This window comes from Pseudomonas sp. SF2, assembly GCF_036858055.1.
Taxonomy (GTDB): Bacteria; Pseudomonadota; Gammaproteobacteria; order Pseudomonadales; family Pseudomonadaceae; genus Aquipseudomonas.
In genome coordinates, this window is sequence record NZ_JAMBDI010000053.1 from 13,341 (window position 1) to 39,523 (window position 26,183).

Annotated in this window: 19 protein-coding genes; 10 read left to right on the plus strand and 9 right to left on the minus strand. The window is 64.6% G+C overall.

Annotated elements, in window-relative coordinates; genetic code table 11:
- The first annotated feature begins 101 nt into the window (after window positions 1-101).
- On the plus strand, window positions 102-980 hold the full coding sequence (locus tag M2S36_RS23250; protein WP_333957918.1) for a DMT family transporter: 879 nt from the start codon (window positions 102-104) through the stop codon (window positions 978-980).
- 106 nt (window positions 981-1,086) lie between these two features.
- Here the strand turns inward: M2S36_RS23250 and M2S36_RS23255 are convergent, their stop codons facing one another.
- A complete protein-coding gene (locus M2S36_RS23255) occupies window positions 1,087-1,683 on the minus strand; it encodes an ATPase (RefSeq protein WP_333957919.1) in 597 nt (198 codons plus the stop codon).
- Between the two features lie 99 nt (window positions 1,684-1,782).
- Window positions 1,783-2,688, minus strand: a complete 906-nt coding sequence (locus tag M2S36_RS23260; protein ID WP_207830548.1) for a LysR family transcriptional regulator — start codon at window positions 2,686-2,688, stop codon at window positions 1,783-1,785.
- Window positions 2,689-3,135: 447 nt separating this feature from the next.
- Here M2S36_RS23260 and katG point away from each other — a divergent pair, with 447 nt between their 5' ends.
- Together katG and M2S36_RS23270 are read left to right on the plus strand one after the other, a co-directional pair.
- Complete coding sequence (gene katG, locus M2S36_RS23265) at window positions 3,136-5,382, plus strand: catalase/peroxidase HPI (protein WP_333957921.1); 2,247 nt, start codon at window positions 3,136-3,138, stop codon at window positions 5,380-5,382.
- A 120-nt stretch (window positions 5,383-5,502) separates the two neighbouring features.
- Window positions 5,503-5,994 carry a GNAT family N-acetyltransferase gene (locus M2S36_RS23270; protein ID WP_207830542.1) on the plus strand — a complete coding sequence of 164 codons (492 nt, stop codon included), beginning with the start codon at window positions 5,503-5,505 and terminating at the stop codon, window positions 5,992-5,994.
- A 106-nt stretch (window positions 5,995-6,100) separates the two neighbouring features.
- On the opposite strand, the gene M2S36_RS23275 is transcribed toward M2S36_RS23270, so the two are convergent.
- From M2S36_RS23275 to M2S36_RS23285, 3 genes are all read right to left on the minus strand, one after another.
- Window positions 6,101-7,474, minus strand: coding sequence for an 8-oxoguanine deaminase (locus M2S36_RS23275; RefSeq protein WP_207830539.1), 1,374 nt, complete (start codon window positions 7,472-7,474; stop codon window positions 6,101-6,103).
- 224 nt (window positions 7,475-7,698) lie between these two features.
- On the minus strand, window positions 7,699-9,279 hold the full coding sequence (locus M2S36_RS23280; RefSeq protein ID WP_333957923.1) for an aldehyde dehydrogenase (NADP(+)): 1,581 nt from the start codon (window positions 9,277-9,279) through the stop codon (window positions 7,699-7,701).
- A gap of 252 nt (window positions 9,280-9,531) precedes the next feature.
- The gene (locus M2S36_RS23285) at window positions 9,532-10,935 is read right to left on the minus strand and encodes an APC family permease (protein ID WP_207830533.1); all 1,404 of its coding nucleotides are present in this window, start codon (window positions 10,933-10,935) and stop codon (window positions 9,532-9,534) included.
- 282 nt (window positions 10,936-11,217) lie between these two features.
- Here M2S36_RS23285 and M2S36_RS23290 point away from each other — a divergent pair, with 282 nt between their 5' ends.
- The 4 genes from M2S36_RS23290 (at window position 11,218) to M2S36_RS23305 (ending at window position 18,342) form a co-directional block, all read left to right on the plus strand.
- On the plus strand, window positions 11,218-12,060 hold the full coding sequence (locus tag M2S36_RS23290) for a helix-turn-helix transcriptional regulator (RefSeq protein ID WP_207830531.1): 843 nt from the start codon (window positions 11,218-11,220) through the stop codon (window positions 12,058-12,060).
- A gap of 41 nt (window positions 12,061-12,101) precedes the next feature.
- The gene (locus tag M2S36_RS23295) at window positions 12,102-13,484 is read left to right on the plus strand and encodes an aspartate aminotransferase family protein (RefSeq protein WP_207830529.1); all 1,383 of its coding nucleotides are present in this window, start codon (window positions 12,102-12,104) and stop codon (window positions 13,482-13,484) included.
- Between the two features lie 161 nt (window positions 13,485-13,645).
- Window positions 13,646-15,139 carry an aldehyde dehydrogenase gene (locus tag M2S36_RS23300; protein WP_333957926.1) on the plus strand — a complete coding sequence of 498 codons (1,494 nt, stop codon included), beginning with the start codon at window positions 13,646-13,648 and terminating at the stop codon, window positions 15,137-15,139.
- 317 nt (window positions 15,140-15,456) lie between these two features.
- Complete coding sequence (locus tag M2S36_RS23305) at window positions 15,457-18,342, plus strand: HD domain-containing phosphohydrolase (protein ID WP_333957928.1); 2,886 nt, start codon at window positions 15,457-15,459, stop codon at window positions 18,340-18,342.
- A 179-nt stretch (window positions 18,343-18,521) separates the two neighbouring features.
- Here the strand turns inward: M2S36_RS23305 and M2S36_RS23310 are convergent, their stop codons facing one another.
- Window positions 18,522-20,234, minus strand: coding sequence for an FAD-dependent oxidoreductase (locus M2S36_RS23310; RefSeq protein WP_333957930.1), 1,713 nt, complete (start codon window positions 20,232-20,234; stop codon window positions 18,522-18,524).
- Between the two features lie 196 nt (window positions 20,235-20,430).
- Here M2S36_RS23310 and M2S36_RS23315 point away from each other — a divergent pair, with 196 nt between their 5' ends.
- From M2S36_RS23315 to M2S36_RS23325, 3 genes are all read left to right on the plus strand, one after another.
- Window positions 20,431-21,207: an IclR family transcriptional regulator gene (locus M2S36_RS23315; RefSeq protein WP_063914978.1), complete on the plus strand. Its 777-nt coding sequence runs from the start codon at window positions 20,431-20,433 to the stop codon at window positions 21,205-21,207.
- A 140-nt stretch (window positions 21,208-21,347) separates the two neighbouring features.
- Window positions 21,348-22,400: a Gfo/Idh/MocA family protein gene (locus M2S36_RS23320; RefSeq protein WP_207830520.1), complete on the plus strand. Its 1,053-nt coding sequence runs from the start codon at window positions 21,348-21,350 to the stop codon at window positions 22,398-22,400.
- Between the two features lie 17 nt (window positions 22,401-22,417).
- Entirely contained in the window at window positions 22,418-23,233 is an 816-nt protein-coding gene (locus M2S36_RS23325; RefSeq protein ID WP_207830518.1) for a sugar phosphate isomerase/epimerase family protein, read from the plus strand.
- Window positions 23,234-23,433: 200 nt separating this feature from the next.
- Here M2S36_RS23325 and M2S36_RS23330 read toward each other — a convergent pair whose 3' ends face one another.
- The 3 genes from M2S36_RS23330 to M2S36_RS23340 form a co-directional block, all read right to left on the minus strand.
- Complete coding sequence (locus tag M2S36_RS23330) at window positions 23,434-24,759, minus strand: MFS transporter (protein WP_333957934.1); 1,326 nt, start codon at window positions 24,757-24,759, stop codon at window positions 23,434-23,436.
- 303 nt (window positions 24,760-25,062) lie between these two features.
- A complete protein-coding gene (locus M2S36_RS23335; protein ID WP_207830514.1) occupies window positions 25,063-25,440 on the minus strand; it encodes a histone-like nucleoid-structuring protein, MvaT/MvaU family in 378 nt (125 codons plus the stop codon).
- Window positions 25,441-25,781: 341 nt separating this feature from the next.
- Complete coding sequence (locus M2S36_RS23340) at window positions 25,782-26,039, minus strand: PAAR domain-containing protein (RefSeq protein WP_082888413.1); 258 nt, start codon at window positions 26,037-26,039, stop codon at window positions 25,782-25,784.
- Window positions 26,040-26,183: the final 144 nt, after the last annotated feature.

A 26,183-nucleotide genomic window follows, 5' to 3' on the forward strand; every position in this document is an offset into this window, starting at 1 on the left:
TTCGGTATCTCTTCTAGAATCCGATCTGATGCATCCGCCAGGCAACGCCTGCGCGGCCTTCCCTGGGCGCCGCATCCAGCCGCGCCGTCATCGAGAGTGCCATGAGTTCCAGCACACCGCTGTCCGGAGTCAACCAACCCCTGCGCGGCATCGCCCTGGTGGTGGTGGCGACGTTCCTGTTCGCCAGTCACGATGCCCTGTCCAAGTTCCTCGGCGGCCTGTACCCGATCATCATGGTGGTGTGGGCGCGGTATGTGGTGCACACGTTGCTGATGGCCAGCATTTTCCTGCCCAAGGCCGGGCTCAACGTGCTGCGCACCCGCCGGCCGTTGTTGCAGACGTTACGTGCCCTGAGCCTGCTGAGTACCAGCCTGCTGTTCACCACCGGTCTGCAGTACCTGCCGCTGGCCGAGGCCACGGCGGTCAACTTCCTCGCCCCGGTGCTGGTCACCGCGCTGTCGGCGCCGCTGCTGAAGGAGCGGGTGACGGTGGGGCAGTGGGTGGCGGTGGTGATGGGCTTCATCGGCGTGCTGGTGGTGGTGCACCCGGGCGGGGCGATGTTTACCCCAGCCATCCTGTATCCGTTCGGTTCGGCGCTGGGCTTCTGCTTCTATCAGTTGCTGACGCGGATCCTGGCTGCGCATGACAGCCCGACCACCAGCAACTTCTATGCGGGGTTGTGCAACACCCTGGCGATGAGTGCGCTGGTGCCGTTCTTCTGGGAGGTGCCGCGTTGGGACCATGCGCTGCTGATGCTGGCGCTGGGTGGCTTTGGCATGACTGCGCACCTGCTGCTGACCCAGGCCTTCCGCCATGCGGCACCGGCGTTGCTGGCACCGTTCAGCTATTGCCAGATCGTGTTTGCCGGGTTGCTTGGGTTGGTTGTCTACAGCCAGGTGCCGGATACCCTGAGCCTGGTGGGCATCTCGGTGATCTGCCTGAGTGGGCTGGGGGCGGCGTGGATGCAGCGGGGCAAGTGACAACCTGTAATGGCCTCTTCGCGGGTAAACCCGCTCCCACAGGTCCAGCGCCCTGGCCGAGGGTTGCGATGTGCCTGGGGGAGCGGGCTTACCCGCGAAAGGGCCTTCAAACGCGCCTCTTCAATAAAGCCTGCAACGAATCGTCAAAGTCCCGCAGCGCATCCGCCTGTACCGCACGCTCATCCTCGACCACCCGTGCCACATCGCCCAGGCGCTTGCTAGCCCGCCCTTCAGCCCGGCCGATATAGGTCAGCTGGTCATCGAAAAAACGCGCCACCACCCGGCTTTCGATATCGGCACTGGCCAAACGGCTTTCGGTGTCCAGCAGCACGATCACATCCGGGTGGTCGCCCAGCAGCGTGTCGAGGTCGTCATAGAAAGTCACGTCGGCGAACTGCTGTGCCAGTGACCGCGCCAGCCAGTCATACGCCTGGCTCTCGCTGCTCACGGTCGCCACCGGGACGCGCTTGCCCTGGGCCTTGGCGGCGGCCTGGGGGCGATGGCTGTCGAGGTATTCGAGGGTCGCTGTGGCGTCACGCCCCAGCAGCACCGCCACCCGTTGGCCGGGGGCCAGGGCGACGCTGGAAATGGCCGTGGCCGAATAGAAGTGCCCATAGGGCAGCGTGTCGGTAGCGGCCGGGCTGGCACAACCGCCAAGGGCGGCCAGCAAGGCGAGCAGGGCAGCGATCATGCCGGTTTTCATGGGAGGCCTCATCAATCAGTGAATGCCGCCATCTTCCGCCCGGGCTGGCAGCAGCGGAACTTGATGGCATTCATGGTGGCTATCGATGAGGTCGATGCATCACCGCGTGGCCATGAACTGCAGGATGCGTTCGCGCAGCCAGCGCTCGGCCGGGTCGTTGTCCTGGGCGCCGCTCCAGACCATCGACAGTTCGGCTTCGGTGATCTCGAACGGTGCCGGGTCGGCGCGCAGGCTGCCGTCGTCGGCCAGGGCGCAGGCGGCGTAGTCCGGCACCGTGGCGATCATCTCGGTGTTGCGCAGCAGGGCGCGCAGGCTGCCGAACTGCGGCACTGCCAGCACCACCTTGCGGCAGCGGCCGATGCGCGCCAGGTCAAGGTCGATATTGCCGCTCATGTCGCCGGAGAACGACACCATCACATGCGGGCGGGCGCAGTATTCGTCGAGGGTCAGCGGGCCCGGGCGGTCATCGGCGCGCAGCACCCGCACGCCGATGTCGCGCAGCTTGCGGCGCTTGGCGGTGGCCGGCAGGTCTGTGGTGTAGCTCACGCCCACCGAGATCTCGCCGCTGGCCAGCAGCCCCGGCATCAGCAGGAAGTTGGCCCGGCGCACCACCACGCTGATGTTCGGGGCCTCTTCGCGCAGGGCCTGTAACAGGGCAGGGAACAGGCCGAATTCGGCATCGTCCGACAGGCCCAGGCGGAACACGTTGCAGCTGTTGGCCGGGTCGAACTCACGGGCGCGGCTGATGGCGGTGGAAATCACGTCCATGGCCGGCCCCAGCTCGGCGAAGATCTGCATGGCCCGTGGCGTGGGCTCCATGGCCCGGCCGTTGCGGATCAGCAGCGGGTCGTCGAACAGTTCGCGCAGGCGGGCGAGGGCGGCGCTGACGGTGGGCTGGGTGATGAACAGCTTTTCGCCGACCCGGGTCAGGTTGCGTTCGATCATCAGGGCTTCGAACAGTACCAGCAGGTTCATGTCGACGCGGCGCAGGTCGTTGCGGTTCATGAGGTGGCGGGTTCCGGAGTAGAGGGGGTGGCGGTGTATTGAAGCATGTGGGCAGCCTGATTGCCTTGTATGGATGTGCCGGCCTCCTCGCGGGTAAACCCGCTCCCACAGGATCACCACAGGTCTTGAGGGCTGTACAGTACCTGTGGGAGCGGGTTTACCCGCGAAGAGGCCGCCACAGGAAAGCTGACAGAGCCAGGCTATCACCCCTCAATAGCCACTCTATTAGAACTCTGCCCAAGCTCGGCTAGTCTTTCCTCTGGCCCCGCGAATTCCGCGAACGGGCGGCATGTCAGCACTTGCGTGCAAGACCCCGCCAACCCCGTCGTGACAGCTTCGCAAGCCCCGTGTAGACCTTATGAGGGGTAGCACGAGCCCACGCGCTCGGCTGAAAGAACACCTGGCACAGACCGGAAATCTGGATAACCGACCCAAAGGTACCCGCAGATGTCGAACGAATCGAAATGCCCGTTCCATCAAACCGCAGGTGGCGGCACCACCAACCGTGACTGGTGGCCTGACCAGCTCAACCTGAGAATTCTTCACCAACATTCCTCCAAGTCCGACCCGATGGACCCGGGTTTCGACTATGCCAAGGCGTTCAAGAGCCTCGACTTCCAGGCCCTGAAGAAAGACCTGACCGCCTTGATGACCGACTCCCAGGACTGGTGGCCCGCCGACTTCGGCCACTACGGCCCGCTGTTCATCCGCATGGCCTGGCACAGCGCCGGGACCTACCGTATCGGCGATGGCCGGGGTGGTGCAGGCTCTGGCCAGCAGCGCTTCGCCCCACTCAACAGCTGGCCGGACAACGTCAGCCTGGACAAGGCCCGGCGCCTGCTGTGGCCGATCAAGCAGAAGTACGGCAACAAGATCTCCTGGGCCGACCTGATCGTGCTCACCGGCAACGTCGCACTTGAATCCATGGGCTTCAAGACCTTCGGCTTTTCCGGCGGGCGTGCCGATGTGTGGGAGCCGGACGAAGATGTGTACTGGGGTTCGGAAAAGGTCTGGCTGGGCGGTAACACCCGCTACGGCAAGGCCCAGCCGCCCGGCCAGGGCGACCTGGTGGCGGAGCCGGCCAAGCGTCCGGAGGAGCAAAGCCGGACCTTGCAGGGCGAGCGCAACCTGGAAAACCCGCTGGCTGCCGTGCAGATGGGCCTGATCTACGTGAACCCGGAAGGCCCGGAAGGTATCCCCGACCCGGTGGCTTCGGGCAAGGATATCCGTGACACCTTCGGCCGCATGGCGATGAACGATGAAGAAACCGTGGCGCTGATCGCTGGCGGCCACGCCTTCGGCAAGACCCACGGTGCCGGCCCTGCCGACAACGTCGGTCCCGAACCGGAAGCCGCTGGCCTGGAACTGCAGGGGCTGGGTTGGGCCAACAAGTTCGGCAGCGGCAAGGGTGGCGATACCATCACCAGTGGCCTGGAAGTGACCTGGACTTCGACCCCCACCCGGTGGAGCAACGAGTACCTCAATAACCTGTTCAACTTCGACTGGGAACTGACCAAGAGCCCGGCCGGTGCCCACCAGTGGCGGCCGAAAGAGGGCAAAGGGGCAGGCACCGTGCCGGATGCCCACGACCCGGCCAAGCGCCATGCGCCATCCATGCTCACGTCCGACCTGGCGCTGCGCTTCGACCCGATCTATGAGCCGATCGCCCGTCGCTTCAAGGACAACCCTGATCAGCTGGCCGACGCGTTCGCACGTGCCTGGTACAAGCTGATCCACCGCGACATGGGCCCGCTGGCGCGCTACCTGGGCCCGGAAATGCCCAACGAAGAGTTGCTGTGGCAAGACCCGATCCCGAAAGTCGACCACCCGTTGGTGGGCGAGCAGGACATTGCCGCGCTCAAGGCCAAGGTGCTGGCGTCGGGCCTGAGCGTTGGCGAGCTGGTGGCCACTGCCTGGGCGGCGGCGTCGACCTTCCGCGGTTCGGACAAGCGTGGCGGGGCCAACGGTGGTCGCCTGCGCCTGGCGCCGCAGAAGGACTGGCCGGCGAACCAGGGCACGGGCAAGGTGCTGGCGGCCCTGGAGAAGATCCAGGCCGAGTTCAATGCCGGTGGCAAGAAAATCTCCCTGGCCGACCTGATCGTTCTCGCCGGCGCCGCCGCAGTGGAAAAGGCTGCCAAGGACGCCGGGCACGACGTCAGCGTGGCGTTCCGCCCGGGGCGTACCGATGCCTCTCAGGCGCAGACCGACGTCGAGTCGTTCGCCGTGCTGGAGCCGCTGGCCGATGGCTTCCGCAACTTCACCAAGGCCCGCTACAGCGTCAAGGCCGAGAAGCTGCTGCTGGACAAGGCCCAGTTGTTGACCCTCACCGCGCCTGAAATGACCGTGCTGATCGGCGGCCTGCGTGTGCTCGGCGCCAACCATGGCGGCAGCCAGCAGGGCGTGTTCACCGACAAGGTCGGTACCCTGAGCAACGACTTCTTCCGCAACCTGCTGGACATGGGCGTGGAATGGAAGCCGACCTCGGCGGATAACGAAACCTTCGAAGGCCGCGACCGCAAGACCGGGCAGGTGAAGTGGACCGGTAGCCGGGTTGACCTGGTGTTCGGTTCCCATGCCCAGTTGCGGGCGTTGAGCGAGGTGTATGGCAGCGCTGATGGCGGTGACAAGTTCGTGCGGGACTTTGTGGCAGCCTGGCAGAAAGTAATGGAGCTGGATCGGTTTGATTTGAAGTAGCGGTGTTTTCGGGGGCGCTCTACCCAGGTACAGCGCAGGTTTTGGGTGCATGCTGTACCTGTGGTGGCAGCGCTCATTTACCATGGCGGCTGTTTTTAGCCATTGCCAAGGAAACCTGCCATGAGCGCCCCTCAGTTCCGCACCCCCACAACCGCCGACGCCGAACGTTGCTACGCCATCGAAATCGGTGCCTATGAAGGCGATGAGGCGGCCACGCTGGAGAAGATCCGTACCCGCATCGCGCAGTATCCGCAAGGCTTCCTGGTGTTGGAGAGCGCGGGCGAGATCGTCGGTTTCATCAACAGCGGCTGTGCCCACGACGTGGTGATGTCCGACGAGGCATTCAAGGAGCTGGTCGGGCATGACCCGGCGGCGCCAAACGTGGTGATCATGTCGGTGGTGGTGGACCCGGCGCACCAGGGCAAAGGCTACGCCAAGCGGTTGATGGATGAATTCATCGCCCGCATGAAGGCGGCGGGCAAGCTGACCATTCACCTGATGTGCAAGGAACAGCATGTGGCGTTGTACCAGAAGCTGGGGTATCAGTACGTGAGACCGTCGCCGTCGGACCACGGCGGTATGGCCTGGCATGAAATGGTCATGGTCCTCTGATTTCGCAAGATTGCCTGGCCCTTTGGGCTGCGCTGTCGCGTAGCGAATTGAATTCTGTGTGAGCCGGCTTGCCGGCGATGGGCCGCAAGGCGGCCCGAATGGCTGCTTATTCGCCGCTGACCAACTGGCGGGCCAGCTGGTTGTGACGCTCCAGCACCCGTGGCAGGTCGACCGTGGCCAGCTGGCCGTCCTTCACTACCACACGGCCATTGATGACGCTGGTGTGTACCTGGGTCGGGGTGCAGAACACCAATGCTGCCAGCGGGTCGTGGTGACCACCGGCATAGGCCACGTGGCCGAGGTCGAAGGCAACGAAGTCGGCCACCATGCCTGGGGCCAGGGCGCCGATGTCATTGCGGTTGAGCACCTTCGCGCCGCCGAGCGTTGCAATTTCCAGCGCCTCGCGTGCGGTCATCGCGTCGGGGCCGAAGCCCACCCGTTGCAGCAACAGGGCCTGGCGCACTTCACCGATCATGCTGGCGCCGTCGTTGGATGCCGAACCGTCGACCCCCAGGCCCACCGGGACTCCATGGTCGCGCATCTTGCGCACCGGGGCGATGCCCGAGGCCAGGCGCATGTTCGAGCAGGGGCAGTGGGCGACACCGGTGCCGGTGCGGGCGAACAGCTCGATGCCATGCTGGTCGAGCTGCACGCAGTGGGCGTGCCACACGTCGTGGCCGACCCAGCCGAGGTCTTCGGCATATTCGGCAGGGGTCATGCCGAATTTTTCGCGGCTGTAGGCGATGTCGTTGACGTTCTCGGCCAGGTGGGTGTGCAACGACACCCCGTACTGGCGCGCCAGCATGGCTGCTTCGCGCATCAGGTCGCGGCTGACCGAGAACGGCGAGCAGGGCGCCACCACGATGCGGCGCATCGAGCCGTGGCTGGCATCGTGGTAGTCCTCGATCAGGCGCTGGGATTCCTTGAGGATGTCGGCTTCCTTCTCCACCACCGAATCAGGCGGCAGACCACCCTGGCTGCGGCCCACGCTCATGCTGCCGCGTGCGGCGTGGAAGCGCATGCCGATCTCGTCGGCGGCATGGATGCTGTCGTCGAGCTTGCAGCCGTTGGGGTAGATGTACAGGTGGTCGCTGGAGGTGGTGCAGCCGGACAGGATCAGTTCGGCCATGGCGGTCTGGGTCGACACCGCGATCATCTCGGGGGTCAGGCGCGCCCAGATCGGGTACAGGTTGGTCAGCCAGTTGAACAGCTCGCCATCCTGGGCCGCCGGCACCACGCGGGTGAGGCTCTGGTACATGTGGTGGTGGGTGTTGACCAGGCCAGGGATGACCACTTTGCCGGCCATGTCCAGCACCACGTCGGCGTGCTGCGGCAGGGTATCGCTGGGGCCGACCTGACGGATCAGGTTGCCTTCGATGAACATTCCGCCGTTCTTGATCTCGCGGCGTTCGCCGTCCATGGTGACCAGCAGTTCGGCGTTTTTGAGCAGTAGCGTTTTTGGAGCATTTGTAGATGACATGGCTTAAGCCTGTCGCAATACGCATCGGCGATTACCGATGTCATAGGCGCAGGGCATTGTAAGCAAGGTATTTGCAGATTGTATACAGGGCTGGTGATCCTGTACTGGCCTCTTCGCGGGTAAACCCGCTCCCACAGCTACTGCACAGCTCATGAATTCTGTGTAGTACCTGTGGGAGCGGGCGTGCCCGCGAAGAGGCCGGTGCAGGTTGCCTCAACAGCAGATCACGCCGCCCCGCGGCTGGCGACACCATCCACCAACCGCGCAATCCCCAGCGGGTTGGCGTTTTTGAGCGCATCCGGCAGCAGCGCATCCGGGTAGTTCTGGAAGCACACCGGGCGCAGGAAGCGGTCGATGGCCAAGGTGCCGACCGAAGTGCCACGGGCATCGGAGGTGGCCGGGTATGGCCCACCATGCACCATCGCGTCGGCTACCTCGACGCCGGTCGGGTAGCCGTTCAGCAGCAGGCGCCCGGCCTTGCGCTCCAGCAGCGGCACCAGCGTGGCAAAGGCGCGCAGGTCGTCCGGCTCGGCAATCAGGGTGGCGGTCAACTGGCCTTGCAGGTGGCGCAGCGCTTCGACCAGTTGCTGGGCATCGGCCACCTCCACCAGCACGGTGGTTGGGCCGAATACTTCTTCCTGCAGCAGCGGGTCGCTGTTCAGCAGCAGGCTCACGTCCGCCTTGAACAGTTGCGGTTGGGCCTGGTTGCCGGTTTGGGGCTGCCCGGCCAGGTGCTGGATGCCCGGGTGCGCCAGCAGGTGCTGCACACCGTTCTGGTAGCTGCGCAGGGTGCCGGCGTTGAGCATGGTCTGCGGCCCCTGGTCGGCCATGCGCGCCACCAGCGTGTGCACGAAGCGTTCGAACTGTGGCGACTTGATGCCCACCACCAGGCCCGGGTTGGTACAGAACTGCCCGCAACCCAGCACTACCGAGGCGGCCAGCTCGCCGGCTACTTGCTCGCCACGGGCTTGCAGGGCCTGGGGCAGGACGATTACCGGGTTGATGCTGCTCATTTCGGCGAACACCGGGATCGGCTGCGGGCGCGCAGCAGCCATGTCGCACAGGGCGCGGCCACCACGCAGCGAGCCGGTGAAGCCGACCGCCTGGATGGCCGGGTGCTTGACCAGTGCCTCACCCACGCCGGCGCCGTAGATCATGTTGAACACGCCTGCTGGCATGCCGCTGCCGGCCACCGCGCGGTCAATGGCCGTGGCCACGTGGGCGGCGGTCAGCATGTGCCCGCTGTGGGCCTTGAACACCACCGGACAGCCGGCGGCCAGCGCCGAGGCGGTGTCACCGCCGGCGGTGGAGAACGCCAGCGGGAAGTTGCTGGCGCCGAATACGGCCACCGGGCCGACGCCGATGCGATACTGGCGCAGGTCCGGGCGCGGCAGCGGGGTGCGCTCGGGCAGGGCACGGTCGATGCGCGCGCCGAGGAAGTCGCCACGGCGCACCACATCGGCGAACAGGCGCAGCTGGTTGCTGGTACGGGCGCGCTCACCGCGGATGCGTGCTTCGGGCAGCGCGGTTTCGCGCATCACATGCTGGACGAAGTCATCGCCCAGTGCGTCGAGTTCGTTGGCGATGGCGTCGAGGAAGGCGGCGCGCTGTGCCGGGCTGGTGCTGCGGTAGGCCGGGTAAGCGGCCTCGGCGGCCTGCACGGCGGCTTCGACTTCGTCGCCGGTCGCCTGATGGAAGGCGTATGGCAATGGCTCGCCGGTGTGGGCGTCGACGCTGTTCAGCAGCACGTCACCGTTGCCGCTGAGCTGGCCGGTGATGTGGTTCAGGCGATGTTCGATGGACATTTCGTTTCCCGTTGGCAATGACAGTCGTTGGGCTGGGACTGTAGGGGGCGAAATGCGTGCTGAATAATGATTAATGCGGATCAGGTGATAACGGATCGTTATCGCAACGGCCTTCTCCAAAAAGTTTCCATCGTATGCACGGCCCCCTGTGGGAGCGGNNAAGCAGGCGACTCGGTGTATGGCACCGGCTTCGGCGGTATTCGCGGGTAAACCCGCTCCCACAGGGACCGCGCAAATGCTACAGCGCGTGTGTCACTCGGCCATCTGCAACTCCGGCAGCTTCACCCGGAACGCCCGGGTCAGCCCCAGCAGCACCACAAGGCCCATGCCCATCCAGCACAAACCGATGGTGAACGACAGGCTGGTCAGGCTGCTCCACAGCCACAGCGTGCTGAGGAAGCCCAGGCCGGGAATGGCACCATACAGCAGGTAGTTGCGAGCACCACGTAGCTTGTGGTCGATCAGGTAGTGTTTGACCACGGCCAGGTTCACCGCCGAGAAGGCGAACAGCGCGCCAAAGCTGATCATGTTGGCCACCGTGTCGAGGGTGATCACCAGGGCAATCAGCGACAGCAGGCTGACCAGCAGGATGGCCGTGGCCGGGACGCGCTTTTTCGTCACCAGTTGGCCGAACGCACGGGGCAACGCACCGTCGCGCCCCATGGCAAACAGCACCCGCGACACGCTGGCCTGGGACACCATGGCCGAGGCGAAGCAGCCGGCCACATAGGTGGCGGTGAAGGCGGTCACCAGCAACTCGCCGCCGACCCGGCGCATCACGTCCACCGACGCCGAGTCCGGGTCGGCGAAGCTGCCCCAGTCAGGGAACACCATCTGTGCGCAGTACGACACCACCAGGAACAACATGCCGCCGATCAGCGACACGGCAAGGATCGCCACAGGAATGCGGTAGGTCGGGTTGCTGGTTTCCTCGGCCATGGTCGAGACCGCATCGAAGCCCAGGAACGACAGGCACAGTACGGCGGCGCCGGTCATGATCAACGGCACGCTGAAGCCTTCGTGGTGGAAGGGCGCCAGCAGCGACACCGGCTGCGCCTGGCCGCTGAGGTTGTGGATGGACAGGGCGACGAACACGATGATGAACACCAGTTGCACCACCACCAGGATCCAGTTGACCCGGGTAATCGACTCGATGCCGATCAGGTTGAGGAAGGTGACCAGGGCAATGGAGCCCGCCACCCACACCCAGGCGTGGATGGCCGGGAAGTATTCCGACATGTAGATGCCGATCAGCAGGTAGCTGAGCAGCGGCAGGAAGATGTAGTCGAGCAGCAGGGTCCAGCCGGCGATGAAGCCGATGTGGCTGCCGAAGGCCTTGCGTGTGTAGGTGTAGACCGAGCCGGAGTAGGGGTGGGCCTGGACCATGCGTCCGTAGCTGTAGGCGGTCAGCAGCATGGCGGCGAGGGTCAGCAGGTAGGCGGTGGGCAGGTGCCCTTTGGTCATCTGGGTGACCAGTCCGTAGGTGGTGAATACTGCAAGGGGGACCATGTAGGCCAGGCCGAACAGCACCAGGGCGGTCATCCCCATGGACTTGCGGAAACGGCCGTTGCTGGCGGTGGGGTGCGACGGGGCATGCTCGGGGCTATTCGAAGGGCTATGTGCAGGGCTATGGGCTGTACTTGTTGTTGTATGCATTGCTAACTCCTGGAAAGGGATGCAGGACGCCGCGGTATGCGAGCGGGGCTCGATACCGGTGGGTGTTGTGCAAGGAGGTCGAGCGGTTGGCTCGCAGCGCTGGGGCGGGGTGATGCTCCCACACCCCGCAAGTAGCCGGAATCACCCTTTGGGGTGAGCCGGGAGGCGGCTGTACCTGCTCACCCCAAAGGGTGATTTCGGTGTTTGCAGTGCCATGGGAGTATCTGGCCAACAACGCACCGCACTGGCAGCGGTGCCTTTACTTGATACGGCAGGCCCACAGTGACTAATCAATTGCTTTCGCAACAGTGGTTCGAGCACCTGGCCAAGGTCACCGAGGCGATCGGCCGGCCGGGCTTTGCCGCCACTCTGTTTGCTGCACTTGGCGTGATCCGGCCGATACAGGCGACCACGGTGTACCTGTACCCGCACGACGGCATGCCGTGCGCACTGTTCGAGCAGGACGACAAGGCGCCCTGGCAGCCCGAGGGCAATGTCAGCCGCTACCTGTCCGGCTTCTACCTGCTCGACCCGTTCTACGGTGCCTGTGTGGAGCAGGTCGAGTCCGGTTGCTACGGCCTGTTCGAGGTGGCACCCGACCATTTCGAGGTCAGCGAGTACTACCAGTCGTTCTATCGGCACTCGCACCTGGAGGATGAGCTCAACTACATCCTGCAGGTCGCACCCGGGCAGAGCCTGGCGGTATCGCTGGCGTTCACCGACAAGCTCGATGGTCAAACCCGCGCGTTGTTCGGGCGTATCACACCCTGGGTGCTGGCGGTGCTCAGCAAGCACTTTGCCGGGCTGGACAGCCGCGCCGGGCGCTTCGAGAACATCCTCGAGCAGCGCATCCACGCTGCCCTGAACAACTTCGGCAGCTCGCTGCTGACCGAGCGTGAATGCCGTATCGCCCAGCTGATCCTGCGTGGCCACTCGACCAAGTCGCTGGCCGAGCGCCTGGGGGTGTCGGAGGACACCATCAAGTCTCACCGCAAGAACGTCTACGCCAAGCTCGACATCGGCACCCAGTCCGAGCTGTTCTCCCTGTTCATCGACGCGCTGGCCAATGCCCAAGGCGTGCTGGGCAAGGACCCGCTGGAAAGCTACATGGGCAAGCTGCGCTGAATGCCAGCAGCCCTGCAACCCACCGCAAAGGAAAACCAACAATGAATGCGCCTTTCGCCCCGCAACGCCAGACCCGCGACTATCAGGCCTCCGATGCCGCGCACCACATCCATGCCTTCCTCGACCAGAAGGCGCTGAACGCCGAAGGGCCGCGGGTGATCGTCGGTGGCGAACGCCTGCACCTGTGGGACAGCGAGGGCAAGCGCTACCTGGACGGCATGTCCGGCCTGTGGTGCACCCAGCTCGGCTACGGCCGCCGCGACCTGACCGCTGCCGCTGCCGCGCAGATGGACCAGCTGGCCTACTACAACATGTTCTTCCACACCACCCACCCGGCGGTGATCGAACTGTCCGAGCTGCTGTTCAGCCTGCTGCCGGGGCACTACAGCCACGCGATCTACACCAACTCCGGCTCCGAGGCCAACGAGGTGCTGATCCGTACCGTGCGCCGCTACTGGCAGGTGGTCGGCCAGCCGAGCAAGAAGGTCATGATCGGCCGCTGGAACGGTTACCACGGCTCGACCCTGGCGGCCACGGCGTTGGGTGGCATGAAGTTCATGCACGAAATGGGCGGGCTGATCCCGGATGTGGCGCACATCGACGAACCTTACTGGTACGCCGAAGGCGGTGAGTTGACCCCGGCCGAGTTTGGCCGCCGCTGCGCCCTGCAATTGGAGGAAAAGATCCTCGAACTGGGTGCCGAGAACGTCGCCGGCTTTATCGCCGAGCCGTTCCAGGGCGCGGGTGGCATGATCTTCCCGCCGGAAAGCTACTGGCCCGAGATCCAGCGCATCTGCCGCCAGTACGACGTGCTGCTGTGTGCCGATGAAGTGATCGGCGGCTTTGGCCGCACTGGCGAATGGTTCGCCCACGAATACTTCGGCTTCGAGCCCGACACCCTGTCGATCGCCAAGGGCCTGACCAGCGGCTACGTGCCCATGGGCGGGCTGGTGCTGAGCAAGCGCATTGCCGAGGCGCTGGTGGAGCGGGGCGGGGTGTTCGCCCACGGCCTGACCTATTCCGGCCACCCGGTGGCGGCGGCGGTGGCCATCGCCAACCTGAAGGCGCTGCGTGACGAAGGTATCGTGCGCCAGGTGAAGGACGACACCGGGCCGTACCTGCAGCGCATCCTGCGCGAGGTGTTCGCCGACCACCCGTTGATCGGCCAGGTGCAGGGCGCCGGGCTGGTGGCGGCGCTGCAGTTTGCCGAGCACAAGCCGACGCGCAAGCGCTTCGCCAACGAGAACGACCTGGCCTGGCAGTGCCGCACCTTCGGTTTCGAGGAAGGGGTGATCATTCGCTCCACCCTGGGCCGGATGATCATGGCGCCGGCGCTGATCGCCAACCACAGCGAGCTGGATGAGCTGGTGGAGAAGACCCGCATTGCCGTGGACCGCACGGCGCGCCTGGTCGGCAAACTCTGAACCGCCGACAAGGGTAACGCATTTCCCTGTGGGAGCGGGCACGCCCGCGAACACCGGCGAAGCCGGTGCCATCCACCGTGTCGCCTGATTCGCGGGCACGCGCTCCCACAGGAACCGCATAGCCCCTATGAAAATTGCTCCAACAGCCACCAGGAGTACAAATGTACACCCTCGAATTCTGGCAACAACGTGCCTCGGACCTCTACCTCCCGGCCAATGCACTGATCGACGGCAAACCCGTCAACGCCCAGGACGGCGCCACCTTCGCCGCCATCAACCCCGCCACCAACGGCGTATTGGCCCAGGTCACCGCCTGCGGCCAGGCCGAGGTCGACCTGGCCGTCGCCAGCGCCCGCAAGGCCTTCGAGCATGGCCCGTGGCCGCGCATGGCCCCGGGCGAGCGCAAGAAAGTGCTGCTGCGCCTGGCCGAGCTGATCACGGCCCATCGCGAAGAACTGGCCCTGCTGGACTCGCTGAACATGGGCAAGCCGGTCATGGATGCCTACAACATCGACGTGCCAGGCTCGGCGCAGGTGTTCGCCTGGTATGGCGAGGCACTGGACAAGTTGTACGACCAGGTGGCGCCCACCGCGCCCAACGCACTGGCCACCATCACCCGCGAAGCCCTGGGCGTGGTCGCCGCCGTAGTGCCGTGGAACTTCCCGCTCGACATGGCTGCCTGGAAGCTCGCCCCGGCGCTGGCTGCCGGCAACAGCGTGGTGCTCAAGCCCGCCGAGCAATCACCGTTCTCGGCCCTGCGCCTGGCCCAGCTGGCGCTGCAGGCCGGTGTGCCGGAAGGTGTGCTGAACGTGGTGCCGGGCCTGGGCGAGCAGGCCGGGCAGGCGTTGGGCCTGCACCCGGACGTGGATTGCCTGGTGTTCACCGGCTCCACCCAGGTGGGCAAGTACTTCATGCAGTACTCGGCACAGTCCAACCTCAAGCAGGTATGGCTGGAGTGTGGTGGCAAGAGCCCCAACCTGGTGTTCGAAAACTGCCAGGACCTGGACCTGGCTGCGGAAAAGGCGGCATTCGGCATCTTCTTCAACCAGGGCGAGGTGTGCTCGGCCAACTCACGGCTGTACGTGCAACGCTCCATCCATGACGAGTTCATCGAGCGCCTGCAGGCCAAGGCCCGCCAGTGGCTGCCAGGCAACCCGCTGGACCCGGCGAGCCGGGCCGGTGCGATTGTCGATGCCGGGCAGACTGGCCGGATCGAAGCCGCCATCGCCCGTGCCGGGCAGGACGGGGCGCGGTTGGTGTGTGGTGGTCGGCGCCTGACTATCGACGGTTCGGACAATTACATCGAGCCGACCATTTTCGCCGGTGTCGATGGCCGAATGAGCCTGGCGCAGGAGGAGGTGTTCGGGCCGGTGCTGGCGGTCAGCGCCTTCGACAGTGAAGAGCAGGTCGTGCGCCTGGCCAACGACAGTATCTATGGGCTGGCGGCATCGGTGTGGAGCGATGACTTCAACCAGGTGCACCGCGTGGCGCGGGCGTTGAAGGCCGGTACCGTGTCGGTGAACACGGTCGATGCGCTGGACGTCACGGTGCCGTTCGGCGGTGGCAGGCAGTCGGGGTTTGGCCGTGACCTGTCGCTGCATTCGTTCGACAAGTATTCGCAGCTCAAGACCACCTGGTACCAGTTGCGCGCCTGATACATCCGATCTTGCACCGCGTCGCCTGTTTCGCGGGCTCGCCCGCTCCCACAGGTACTGCACTGCCTCAGGTGCTGCGCGGTCCCTGTGGGAGCGGGCAAGCCCGCGAAACAGGCGAGGCGGTAGCCGGATCATTCATGGCGTTCCGTTAATTTTCTTCGCCAACCCGGCAGAACGCTCGGGCCCGCTCTACACTGCTGCCAAGATGGGGCAGGGCTATGCGCTACCCGGCGTCCCATCTTGCTGCCTGCGAATGGCTTCGGCCTGCATGATCGTCCTGGCTGCCCCGTCAAACCGCCATGCATGGAGTACCTGGAATGGGCTGCGTGTCGAATGGTCGTGCTGCTGGCAACGCCGGACGTGGCATTTCGCTGCAGTGGCTGGTGGCGCTGGCCATCGTGCTGGGCATGCTGCTGCTCGGTGCCGCCTTGGCCTGGCAGGGCTATCGCGGCATTCGCCAGACCCTGGTGGCTGCGGCGGGTGATTCTGCCCAGCAAATTGGCAAGACCATCGACGAGCGCGCCCGGCGCCTGATTGATCCGGTGCACAGCAGCATCCGCCTGCTCGCCCACAACCCGGCCGCGCAAACCCCCGCGCAGCGCCTGGAACGGCTGCCGCAACTGGTCGAGACGCTAGATGCCAACCGCATGCTCAGCGCTGCCTACATGGGTTACCCCAACGGTGAGTTCCTGCTGGTGCGCCGCTTGCGCGAGCCGCAGTTGCTGCAACGCTTCGCCGCGCCGCCGGGCACGGCGTTCCTGGTGCAGAGCGTCAGCCGTGAGGGCGGTGCGGTGCAGGGTGAGTGGCGCTTCTATGACCGCGCGCTGAACCTGCTGCAGGTCCAGGCCAGACCCAAGTACCGCTACGATCCGCGCACACGCCCGTGGTTTATCGAGGCCAGCGCCCAACCCACCACAGTGCTGACCCACCCCTATGTGTTCTTCACTACCCGTGAGATCGGCCTGACCATGGCCCAGCGCAGCGTTGACGGCGGGGCGGTGATCGGCATGGACGTTTCGGTCGACGACCTGGCCAGCGAGACCCAGGACCTGCGCATGACCCCCGGCACCGAGATCGTCGTGGTCGACGACCAGGGCAATGTGGTGGGCTACCCGGACCCGCAGCGGATGATCGTGCACGAAGGGCAGGCCGTGCGCCTGTCGCGCATCGACGAACTGGGCATTCCCAGCCTGGAGCACCTTTACGCTGACTTGCCGCAAGGCACCCGGCCGCAGCCTTATCAGGTGGACGGCCAGACCTGGTATGGCATGCGTGTGCAACTGACCAACCTGGCCGGGCAGGACCTGCAGGTGCTGATTGCCGTGCCAGGCCACGAATTGCTGAGCGGCGCGCGCAATGTACTGTTCGAGCAGTTGCTCTGGACCGCAGCGCTGATGGCCGTGCTGCTGGTGCTCGGTGGTGTGCTCGGCCGGCGTATCGGCCGCCCGCTGCGGCTGCTGGCCGAACAGGTGCAAGGTCTGGCCGGCTTTGATTTCAGCCGAGACGTCGGGGTGCGCTCGCGGGTGTCCGAGGTGCGTGAATTGAGCCGCGTATTGCGCCGAATGTCCGGCACCATCCACAGCTTCCAGGCGATTACCCTCACACTCAGCCGCGAGCGCAACCTGGAGCGCATGCTCGACAGTGTGCTGACCCATCTGGTGGAGGCTGCCGGGGTCAATGCCGGCGTGGTGTACCTGTTCGATGCCGAGCACGCCTTGCTGCGCCTGGCCGCTGCCTGCCGCGGCGAGCAGTACCCGGGCGAGCTAGCCGTGGATGAGACGGCCCGGGAGCAGTTGGCTGCGGCGGTGATTCAGACCCTTGGCCTGGACGAGCGCAGCCTCGCCGTGGTGTTGAATGACCGTAGCCAGGCGCTGTTGGGCATCCTGGTTCTGCAACTGGACGATGAATATGCAAACGAGCAGGTGGGCCAACCGTTCCGGCGCTTTGTCGAGGAACTGTCCGGGGCGGCGGCGGTGGCTATCGAGACGCGTCAGCTGGCCGAAGCCCAGCAACACCTGCTGGATGCCATGATCAAGCTGCTGGCCGACGCCATCGATGCCAAGAGCCCCTATACCGGCGGCCACTGCGAGCGGGTGCCACAACTGGCGCAGATGCTGCTGGACCAGGCGGTGGCGGCCGAAACCGGCCCGTACGCCAGCTTCAGCATGAGTGCGGCTGAACGCTACGAGTTCCGCGTGGCGGCCTGGCTACACGATTGTGGCAAGGTCACCAGCCCCGAGTATGTGGTGGACAAGGCGACCAAGCTGGAAACCTTGTACAACCGTATCCACGAGGTACGCATGCGCTTCGAAGTGCTGTGGCGCGATGCCGAGCTGGCCTATTGGCAAGGCCTGGCCAGCGGTGCCGACCCGCAGGCGCTGCAAGCCACCCTGGCGCGCAGCCAGGCCCGGTTGCAGGACGACTTTGCCTTCGTGGCCCAGGCCAACATCGGCGGCGAGTTCATGCAGGACGCCGACATCGAGCGCCTGCGGCAGATTGGCCAGCAACGCTGGCAGCGCCACTTCGACAACCGCCTGGGCATTTCCCGCGACGAGGCGGAGCGTTTTGCCGACCTGCCAGCGCCTGCGCTGCCGGTTGACGAACCACTGCTGGCGGACCGGCCTGAGCATTGCGTGCCCTGGGGCCCCCGCAAGCCACCGGTGGCCAAGGACGACCCACGCAACCGCTGGGGCTTCGACATGCGCCTGCCGGCCTACGCCAGCAATTACGGCGAGCTGTACAACCTGGCGATCCGTCGCGGCACGCTGAATGATGAGGAGCGCTTCAAGATCAACGAACACATCGTGCAGACCATCATCATGCTCAGTTCCTTGCCGTTCCCGCGCCAGCTCAAGCGGGTTCCGGACATCGCCGGCAACCACCACGAGAAAATGGACGGCAGCGGCTACCCGCGCCGGCTGGGCGAGCAGGACCTGGGCATTGCCGAACGGGTGATGGCGATTGCCGACATCTTCGAGGCGCTGACCGCGGCCGACCGGCCTTACAAGGCGCCGAAGACTTTGTCCGAGTCGGTGAAGATCCTGGTGGGCATGGCCCGCGACGGGCACATCGACGGGCAGCTGCTGCAGCTGTTTCTCAGCAGCGGGGTGTATCGCCAGTATGCCGAGCGGTTCCTGCGTGCCGAGCAGATCGACGAGGTGGATGTGGCCTACTGGTTGGAACAGATGCGTTGCCCGGCCTGAACGAAAAATCAGATTTAGCCCCTTCCTTGTAGGCCGTTTCCGGCCTCTTCGCGGGTGAACCCGCTCCTACAGGTTCATCACAAGCTTCAAGACTTGCACAGTACCTGTGGGAGCGGGCTTGCCGCGCGGGCGGCGCGCGGTCCTACAGGCGCTGCATTCCTTTCGGCATACAGGACCAATCACTCATACTCCCGCACCCCGGCAATATGCCGCCCGGCCACATAGCCAAAGGTCAGCGCCGGGCCCAGGTTGATGCCACCCGCCGGGTACCAGCCGCCAAACACGCTGGCCATGTCGGTACCCGCCGCATACAGGCCAGCAATCGGCTGCCCGGCCTCATCCAGCACCCGGGCACTGCCGTCGGTGCGCAACCCGGCAAAGGTGCCAAAGCAACCGGGCTGTACCTTCACCGCATAGAACGGCCCATGCTCGATGGGCGCCACACAAGGGTTGGGCCCTTTGTGCTGCGGGTCGCCCTGCTTGCGGTTGAACGGTGTGGAGCCACGGCCAAACGCCGGGTCCTGGCCGTTGCGGGCATGGCTGTTGAAGTCGCTGATCGTGGCGCGCAACCCTACTGGGTCGATGCCGCAGGCCAAGGCCAGCTGTTCCAGGGTGGCGCCTTGCTTGAGATAGCCGCTGCGCACGTGCGGCCACACCGGCAGCGGCGCCGGGCGGGCATGGCCCAGGCCATAGCGACGCAGGAAACGATGGTCGCAGATCAGCCACGAGCACACCTCTTCATTCTGTGGCACCGCTGCGATCATGGCTGACACATAGTCGTAGTAGCCGTGTGCTTCGTTGACGAAACGCTTGCCGTTGGCCAATACACCGATGATGCCCGGTTTGCCGCGTTCGATGATGTGCGGAAAGTGGCCAACACTGCCGTCGCGGTGCGGCACTTGCGAAACCGGCGCCCAGGCCACCGGTGACTTCAGGTCGGTGGCGACCACGCCGCCGGCCGATTCGCCCAGGCGCAGGCCGTCGCCCGAACAGCCCTTGGGGGGCAGGGCCAGGTTGTCATGGCCGCTGGCATCACGCGGGAACAGTTGCCGGCGCCGGGCGTTGTCGTTGGGGAAGCCACCCGCCGCGAGCACCACGGCCTTGGCACGGATCAGTTGCTCGCCCTGCGGCGTTGCTACCAGTGCCCCACGTACCTGGCCATTGTCGAGCAGCAGGCGTTTGGCCGGCGCCGATTCCTGCAGGCGCACGCCCAGGTCCTGGGCCGATTTGGCCAGGCGGGCCACCAGCGCCACACCGTTGACCAGGTGCATCGCCCGGCCATACCGGGCCAGGTGGTACAAGTGGCGGCCAAAGCGTTTGCACACATGCAGCAGGGCCGCGGGCGAGCGGGTCATGTTGAGGAAGGCGGCAAGGTCGGCACCGGCCATGATCGGCATACCCATGAACGAAGTTTCGCGCAGGGTCTTGCGCAGGCGTGGCAACAGTGCGCCGACCTCACGGGCATCATAGGGGGCGGCGATCACCTGATGCCCGCCCTCGGCAGCGCCCGGTGTGTCGCCATGCATGTCGGGAATGCCGTTGCCGTCGGCAAACTGCAGCGCCGTGTGCTTTTCGAAAAACGCCACCATGTGCGGGCACGCTTCGAGAAAGGCGTCGACGCGTTCGGCGTTGTAATAGGCCCCCAGTTCATTGCGCAGGTAGCTGCGCGGCTGGTTGATGTCTTCCTCGATGCCGGCCCGGCGTGCCAGCGGATTGCGCGGCACCCAGGCCCAACCGCCGGACCAGGCGGTGGCACCGCCGAACACTGGCTCCTTCTCCACCACGATCACCTTCTGCCCATGCCAGGCAGCCGTCACCGCAGCAGCCAGCCCGGCGGCACCAGAGCCTATGACCAGTACATCGCATTCGGTTTCGAAGGGAGCGGAAGGCATTGCGGGATTCCTGTATTGTTATTGGAACAAGGTTCCATATTCTTATTGGCAGCGAATCGTCCCGCAAGGGTGTGGCGACCACGCCGGGCAAGTAATGGGCGATAACCGGACAGTTCGCGAAGCTGAGGCTGCGGCGTCTATCGGCGATGTGGAATCATCTTCTAGAATTCGCAAAAAAATTTCAGGGACCTGTGTCATGGCTGGTAGTCAGATCGAACGCGCCTTCAGTCTTGTAGAAAGCCTTACCGGCGAGCCACAGGGGCTGCCGTTGCAAACCCTGGCCGAGCGCCTGGACATCCCCAAAAGCGCCGCCCATCGCATGCTCACCGAGCTGGTGCGGCTGGGCTATGTGCGGCAGAACCGTGACAACAACCGCTACCAGCTGTCGGCCAAGCTGGTGGCGCTGGGCTTTCGTTACCTGGCCAGCAGCGGTGCCGACATCATCCAGCCGATACTCGACCGCCTGGCCCAGGACAGCGGCGAACTGGTGCGCCTTGGCGTAATCGACGGTACCCGCCAGACCTGGATCGCCAAGTCCCAGGGCGCTCGCTCCGGTTTGCGCTACGACCCGGACATGGGCCGCGACGCACCGCTGTTCTATACCGCGTCCGGGCATGCCTGGCTGGCCAGCCTGGACGATGAGCAGGCGCTGCAGATGGTGTTGCGCCAGGGCATTGCCGACCCGGCGCAGTTCGGCCCGAATGCGCCACGCTCCACCGACGAGCTGCTCACTTACCTGCACCGCGCCCGCGAGCGCGGCTATGCCTGGGTCGAGGAAACCTCGGCCATTGGCACCTCGGCCTTGGCTGCGGTGGTGCGCCGCCCGCAAAGTGACGAGGTGATCGGTGTACTGAGCATCGCCGGGCCCAGTGCCCGCCTGGCGCAAACCCGTCTGGCAGAGCTGGCGCCGCTGTTGCTGGCGGCGGCAGAAGAGCTGTCGGCGGCCAGTCGGGCCAGCGAGCTGTTCGCCTGACGGTGCATTTCCGGTCGATTACCGCACAGTCTGTTCTGCCGGTTCTTCTGAAAAGCTGAACATGGTTCTAAATTGTCGAGTGTGGATTGTGGAACCTCGTTTCAGAATTCATATGACAACAATGACAAGAGGACAGGCTGTTGAACGCACCCCTTCGTATTGCCTTGATCGGCGCCGGCAACATGGGCCGCCAGCATTACCAGCATCTGCTCAATGTGCCGCAGGCCCAGTTGTGCGCCGTGGCCGACCCGGGCCCGCAGGCCGAGGCCTTCGCGGCCGAATGCGGCGTGCCCTGTTTTGCCGACCACCGCCAGATGCTGGAGCACGTGCGCCCCGAGGCAGTGATCGTCGCCAACCCGAACAACCTGCATGTCGCCACCGCCCTGGATTGCGTCGAGGCTGGCGTACCGGTGCTGGTCGAAAAACCGGTGGGCGTGCATCTGGATGAAGTCCGCGCGCTGGTGGAGGCCTCGCGACGCCGGGGGGTACCTGTGCTGGTTGGCCACCACCGTCGGCACAACCCGCTTATCGCCAAGGCCCACCAGGTGATTGCCGACGGCAAGCTGGGCCGGCTGATCAACGTCACCGCGCTCTGGCAGTTGCAAAAGCCCGACAGCTATTTCGAAACCCCCTGGCGCCGCGAGCCGGGCGCTGGCTTCTTGCTGACCAACCTGATCCATGACCTCGACCTGCTGCGCCACCTGTGCGGCGAAGTGGTGCAGGTGCAGGCGTTCACCCGCAACGATGTGCGCGGTTTTGCCAACGAAGACAGCGCAGCGGTGCTACTGCAATTCGCCAATGGTGCATTGGGCAGCCTGACCGGCTCCGACGCGGTGGCCGCACCGTGGAGCTGGGAGCTGGATTCCGGCGAAAGCCCGGTGTACCCACGCCAGGATGGCCAGCCGTGCTACCTGCTGGCCGGCACCCAAGGGGCGCTGAGCATTCCGCAACTCAAGCGCTGGCACTATGCCGAGGCCGGATCGGGCTGGCACACGCCGTTGTTGCAGAGCGAGGAAAGCATCCCTGTCGGCGAAGCATTGACCTTGCAGCTGCAACACTTCGTGCGGGTTGCCCGGGGTGAACAGGCGCCGCTGATCGATGCCGCCGACGGTGGTCGTACCCTGGCGCTGATCGAGGCGATCCGCAAGGCAGCGGAAACTGGCCGGGCCTGTGCGCCCGAGCACATTGCTTAACGTGTTTGGTGACGATAATGACTGATCGAATTTTCTCCCTGGCAGCCCTGACGGTGCTCGAGCTGTCCCCGCCGGACATGGTCGAGGCAGCAGCCCGCGCCGGTTACAGCCATGTAGGCCTGCGCCTGGTGCCCGCCACCGAGCAGGAACAGCATTTCCCGCTGGTGGCCGATGCCGGCCTGCGCCGACAAACCCAGGCGCGCCTGCGCGACACCGGTATCAAGGTGCTCGACCTGGAAATCCTGCGGCTGAAGCCGGAAACCTGCGTGGCCGATTTCGAGCCGATTCTGGCGGTGGGTGCCGAGTTGGGCGGTACGGAGCTGCTGGTGGCTGGCAACGACCCGGATGAAGCGCGGCTGACCGAGCGCTTTGCCGCGTTGTGTGACCTGGCGATAGGGTTTGGCATTTATCCGCATCTGGAGTTCATGCCCTGGACCGAGGTGCGTGACCTGCGCCAGGCCATGCGGGTGGTGGCCAACGCCGACCGCGCCAATGGCTGTGTGCTGGTGGATGCCTTCCACTTCAACCGCTCCGGCGCCTCACTGGACGACCTGGCGCAACTGGCGCCGCAGCGCATGCGTTATGCCCAGTTGTGCGACGTTGCTGGCCCGGTACCGGCCGACATGGACGAGATCCTGCGCCAGGCGCGCAATGAACGGCGCTTCCCGGGCGAGGGCGATGCCGACCTGGTCGGCTTGCTGCGCGGCTTGCCGCCAAGTGTGCCGTTGAGTCTGGAGATCCCCACGCGGCAGTTGCTGGAGCAGGGCATAAGTGGCGAACAGCGTGCGCGCATGGCGTTGGAGAAGGCCATGGCAGTGCTGGCCAGAGTCTGATTGATAGAACGCGGCGCATGGCACGGGCTATCGCCCGTGTTTGCGGGCGCGCCCGCTCCCACAGGGTGGACTGCGCAAGCCGCTGCCCCTGTGGGAGCTGGCTTGCCGGCGATGTGGCCGAGGCAGGCAAGAATTGCTGTTTGCCGACTGGCCAAAAAAAGGGCCCGCAAGGGCCCCGTAGAGGAAAGTGGCTAGCGCGCTCAGGCGCGCTCGACCTTGCGCGGCGCCATGAAGTACATCCAAACCAGCGCCAGGAAGTACATCGCCGGTATCATGGTGAACAACACGGCATAGTTGTTATTGGTAGCGGTCAGTACGCTACCGACGATCTGCGTCATGAACATCCCGCCAATCGCCGCGCACATGCTGCCGAAACCGAACACGGTACTCACCAGGTGCTTGGGCGTGTAGTCCATCACCAGGCTCCAGATATTCGCCGTCCACGCCTGATGTGCACCCACTGCCAGCGAGATGGCCGCCACCGCGACCCACAGGCCACTGGCGTTGGCGGCAAGCGTGACGCTGACCATGGTGCAGGCGAAGATCAACATCGACACCAGCCGCGCCGTGGTGGCGCGCACGCCGCGGCCGATCAGCCAGGAAGACAGGATGCCGCCGCCGATGCTACCGAAGTCCGCCGTCAGCCAGATGATGATCAGCGGGATGCCCATCTGGGTCACGTTGATGCCCAGGCTGTACTGCTGGTTGAGGAACGGTGGCAGCCAGTACAGGTAGAACCAGAACACCGGCGCGGTTATCGCGTAAGCCACCGCGAACGCCCAGGTGCCACGCAGGCGCAGGATGCGGCTGAACGGGACGCGGGTCGGCTCGGGCTCGTCGTCCTGCTGGATGTATGCCACCTCGCTCTGGCGTACGCGTGGGTGATCTTCAGGGTTGTAGTACTTCAGCAGCCACAGCACCACCCACACCAGGCCAAGGCTGCCCATGGCGATGAACGCGGCCTGCCAGCCCCATACGGCCAGAATCAGCGGCAGCAGGGCCGGCGTGACCATGGCGCCGACGTTGGTGCCGGCATTGAACAGGCCGGTGGCGATGGCCCGCTCGCCAGCCGGGAACCACAGGCGCACGGTCTTCACGCAGGCCGGGTAGTTGGCGGCCTCGGTCAGGCCGAGGATGAAGCGGCAGACCATGAAGCCGGCGGCCGAAGTGGTCAGGCCATGGGCGCCGGTGGCCAGGCTCCACAGCAGCACGGCGAAGAAGAACGCGCGTTTTACCCCGACCTTGTCGATCAGCCGGCCCTGCAGCAGGAAGCCGACCGCATAGCCGACCTGGAACCAGAAGTTGATGTTGGCGTAGTCCATCGCCGTCCAGCTCATTTCCTTGGCCAGAACGGGCTGCATGATGCCGAGCGCGGCACGGTCGATGTAGTTCAGGGTGGTGGCGAAGAACACCAGGGCAAGCATGCCCCAACGGGTCTTGCCGACGCCGAAGGCGCCGCGAAGCTTGTCGCCGATCGAGCCCTGGGGCATCCGGGGGGCGGCGGGGGTGATCCTGGAGTGGTTCATAAACTGCTCGTTTCTTGAAATTGTATTCAGCTGCGGTGCTACGGGTGCGTGACCGGTTCCCAGGCAGGGGGACACGCAAGGCCGGTGCATGGTGAGCAGTGAAGGCGGCAGCGTCAATTCAAGGGAGGGGCTAGTGTTCGGTTATCGAACGGTTGCGTTGGCCTGCGGATGAGGCAACGGGTCAACGTATATTGAGGGTAGACGGCGTGGCCACTCGTTGCTCAATACCGCAGGCTGGTGAGGTGCTGGTGGGAGGGAAGGGCGGTCGTGTTCCAGGCTGGGCATGAACTGTTTCTGGAGCAATCAGAACCATACCGTTGCCCAGCGTTCGACCTCCGCGCGGCCATACTGCTGAATCCACATTTGAAGGGTTTTGTGCAAGGTGCTTTTCGCTTCTACCTTCTCGCCGGTGTACGGGTTTACGTAGTACTTGCTTTGCCGCGACCTGAAGTGTGGGAGTGGTGGAAGTGGTAACCACGGGTGTTGAGTCTTGTAGCTTTCACATTCACTAATGGCCAGGACATGAGATAAGTCGAATTGGTATTCATCAAGCAGCGCGTGGAGTTTGCTTTCGAATTCAAACTCGCGTTTTAGGTGGGGGTTGATTTTTATGAAGGAGAGCTCGGACTTTTTGGCAGCAAGAAGGCGCTCGAGCGCACGAAATTCAGCAAGTCTGGACATGTCGTTTCTCCATCGGTTGATGGATGTAGTGTTAGTGGGTATTAAGTGGGAATGCAAGCAATGAAATAATTTGTGAAATGTTTTTAGGTGCCTATGGTGGTGCTGCCGTTGTTGGGTCTGTTTGGTTTTTAGTTGCCAGTGTAAGTATATTCCTACCCGGCGATATTTTTTGAAATAGAGCAAGTTGGTATGGGCATGCTGGTGGGAGTTGGCTCGCCGGTGATGGGCCGCAGGGCGGCCCAGAAAGCTCGACTGTCAGGCTTCAGCCTATGGGCCTGTTTCTATCCGGGAATTGATTGCGGCTGTTCAACCGCTATCGTCGAAGTGGCTGGCTTATGCTTTCAATCAATGAGCCAGCCTGGATCTCCCTCAATCAGAGTCCCTCCGTGGCTGGTTGTGTCTCCTTCCCTGGCCGCTGGTTGTCCCTCGATGATCGTGCAGGCAGCGCCAGTTTCGATGACGGCACCGCAACTGATGCGATCACCCACACGTGCGACGGCCCTGCCATCGACGAATGTTGCGCTAGCACCGGTTTTCACGGTACCTACACCATGGATTGGGCAGCTATGACGATGACCTACGAGTACGATGGGTTTCATTTGCGCTTCCTTTTGCTTGGTCGGACAAGGGCCTCTTCGAAGGCTTCTGGGGGCGGTGGGGCTGCTCGAACATTGAACAGCCGGCAGATGCCGTACCAGCAGATGGCAAGCGTGATGTTGTAGGGGAACAGCACGGCCCAGAAC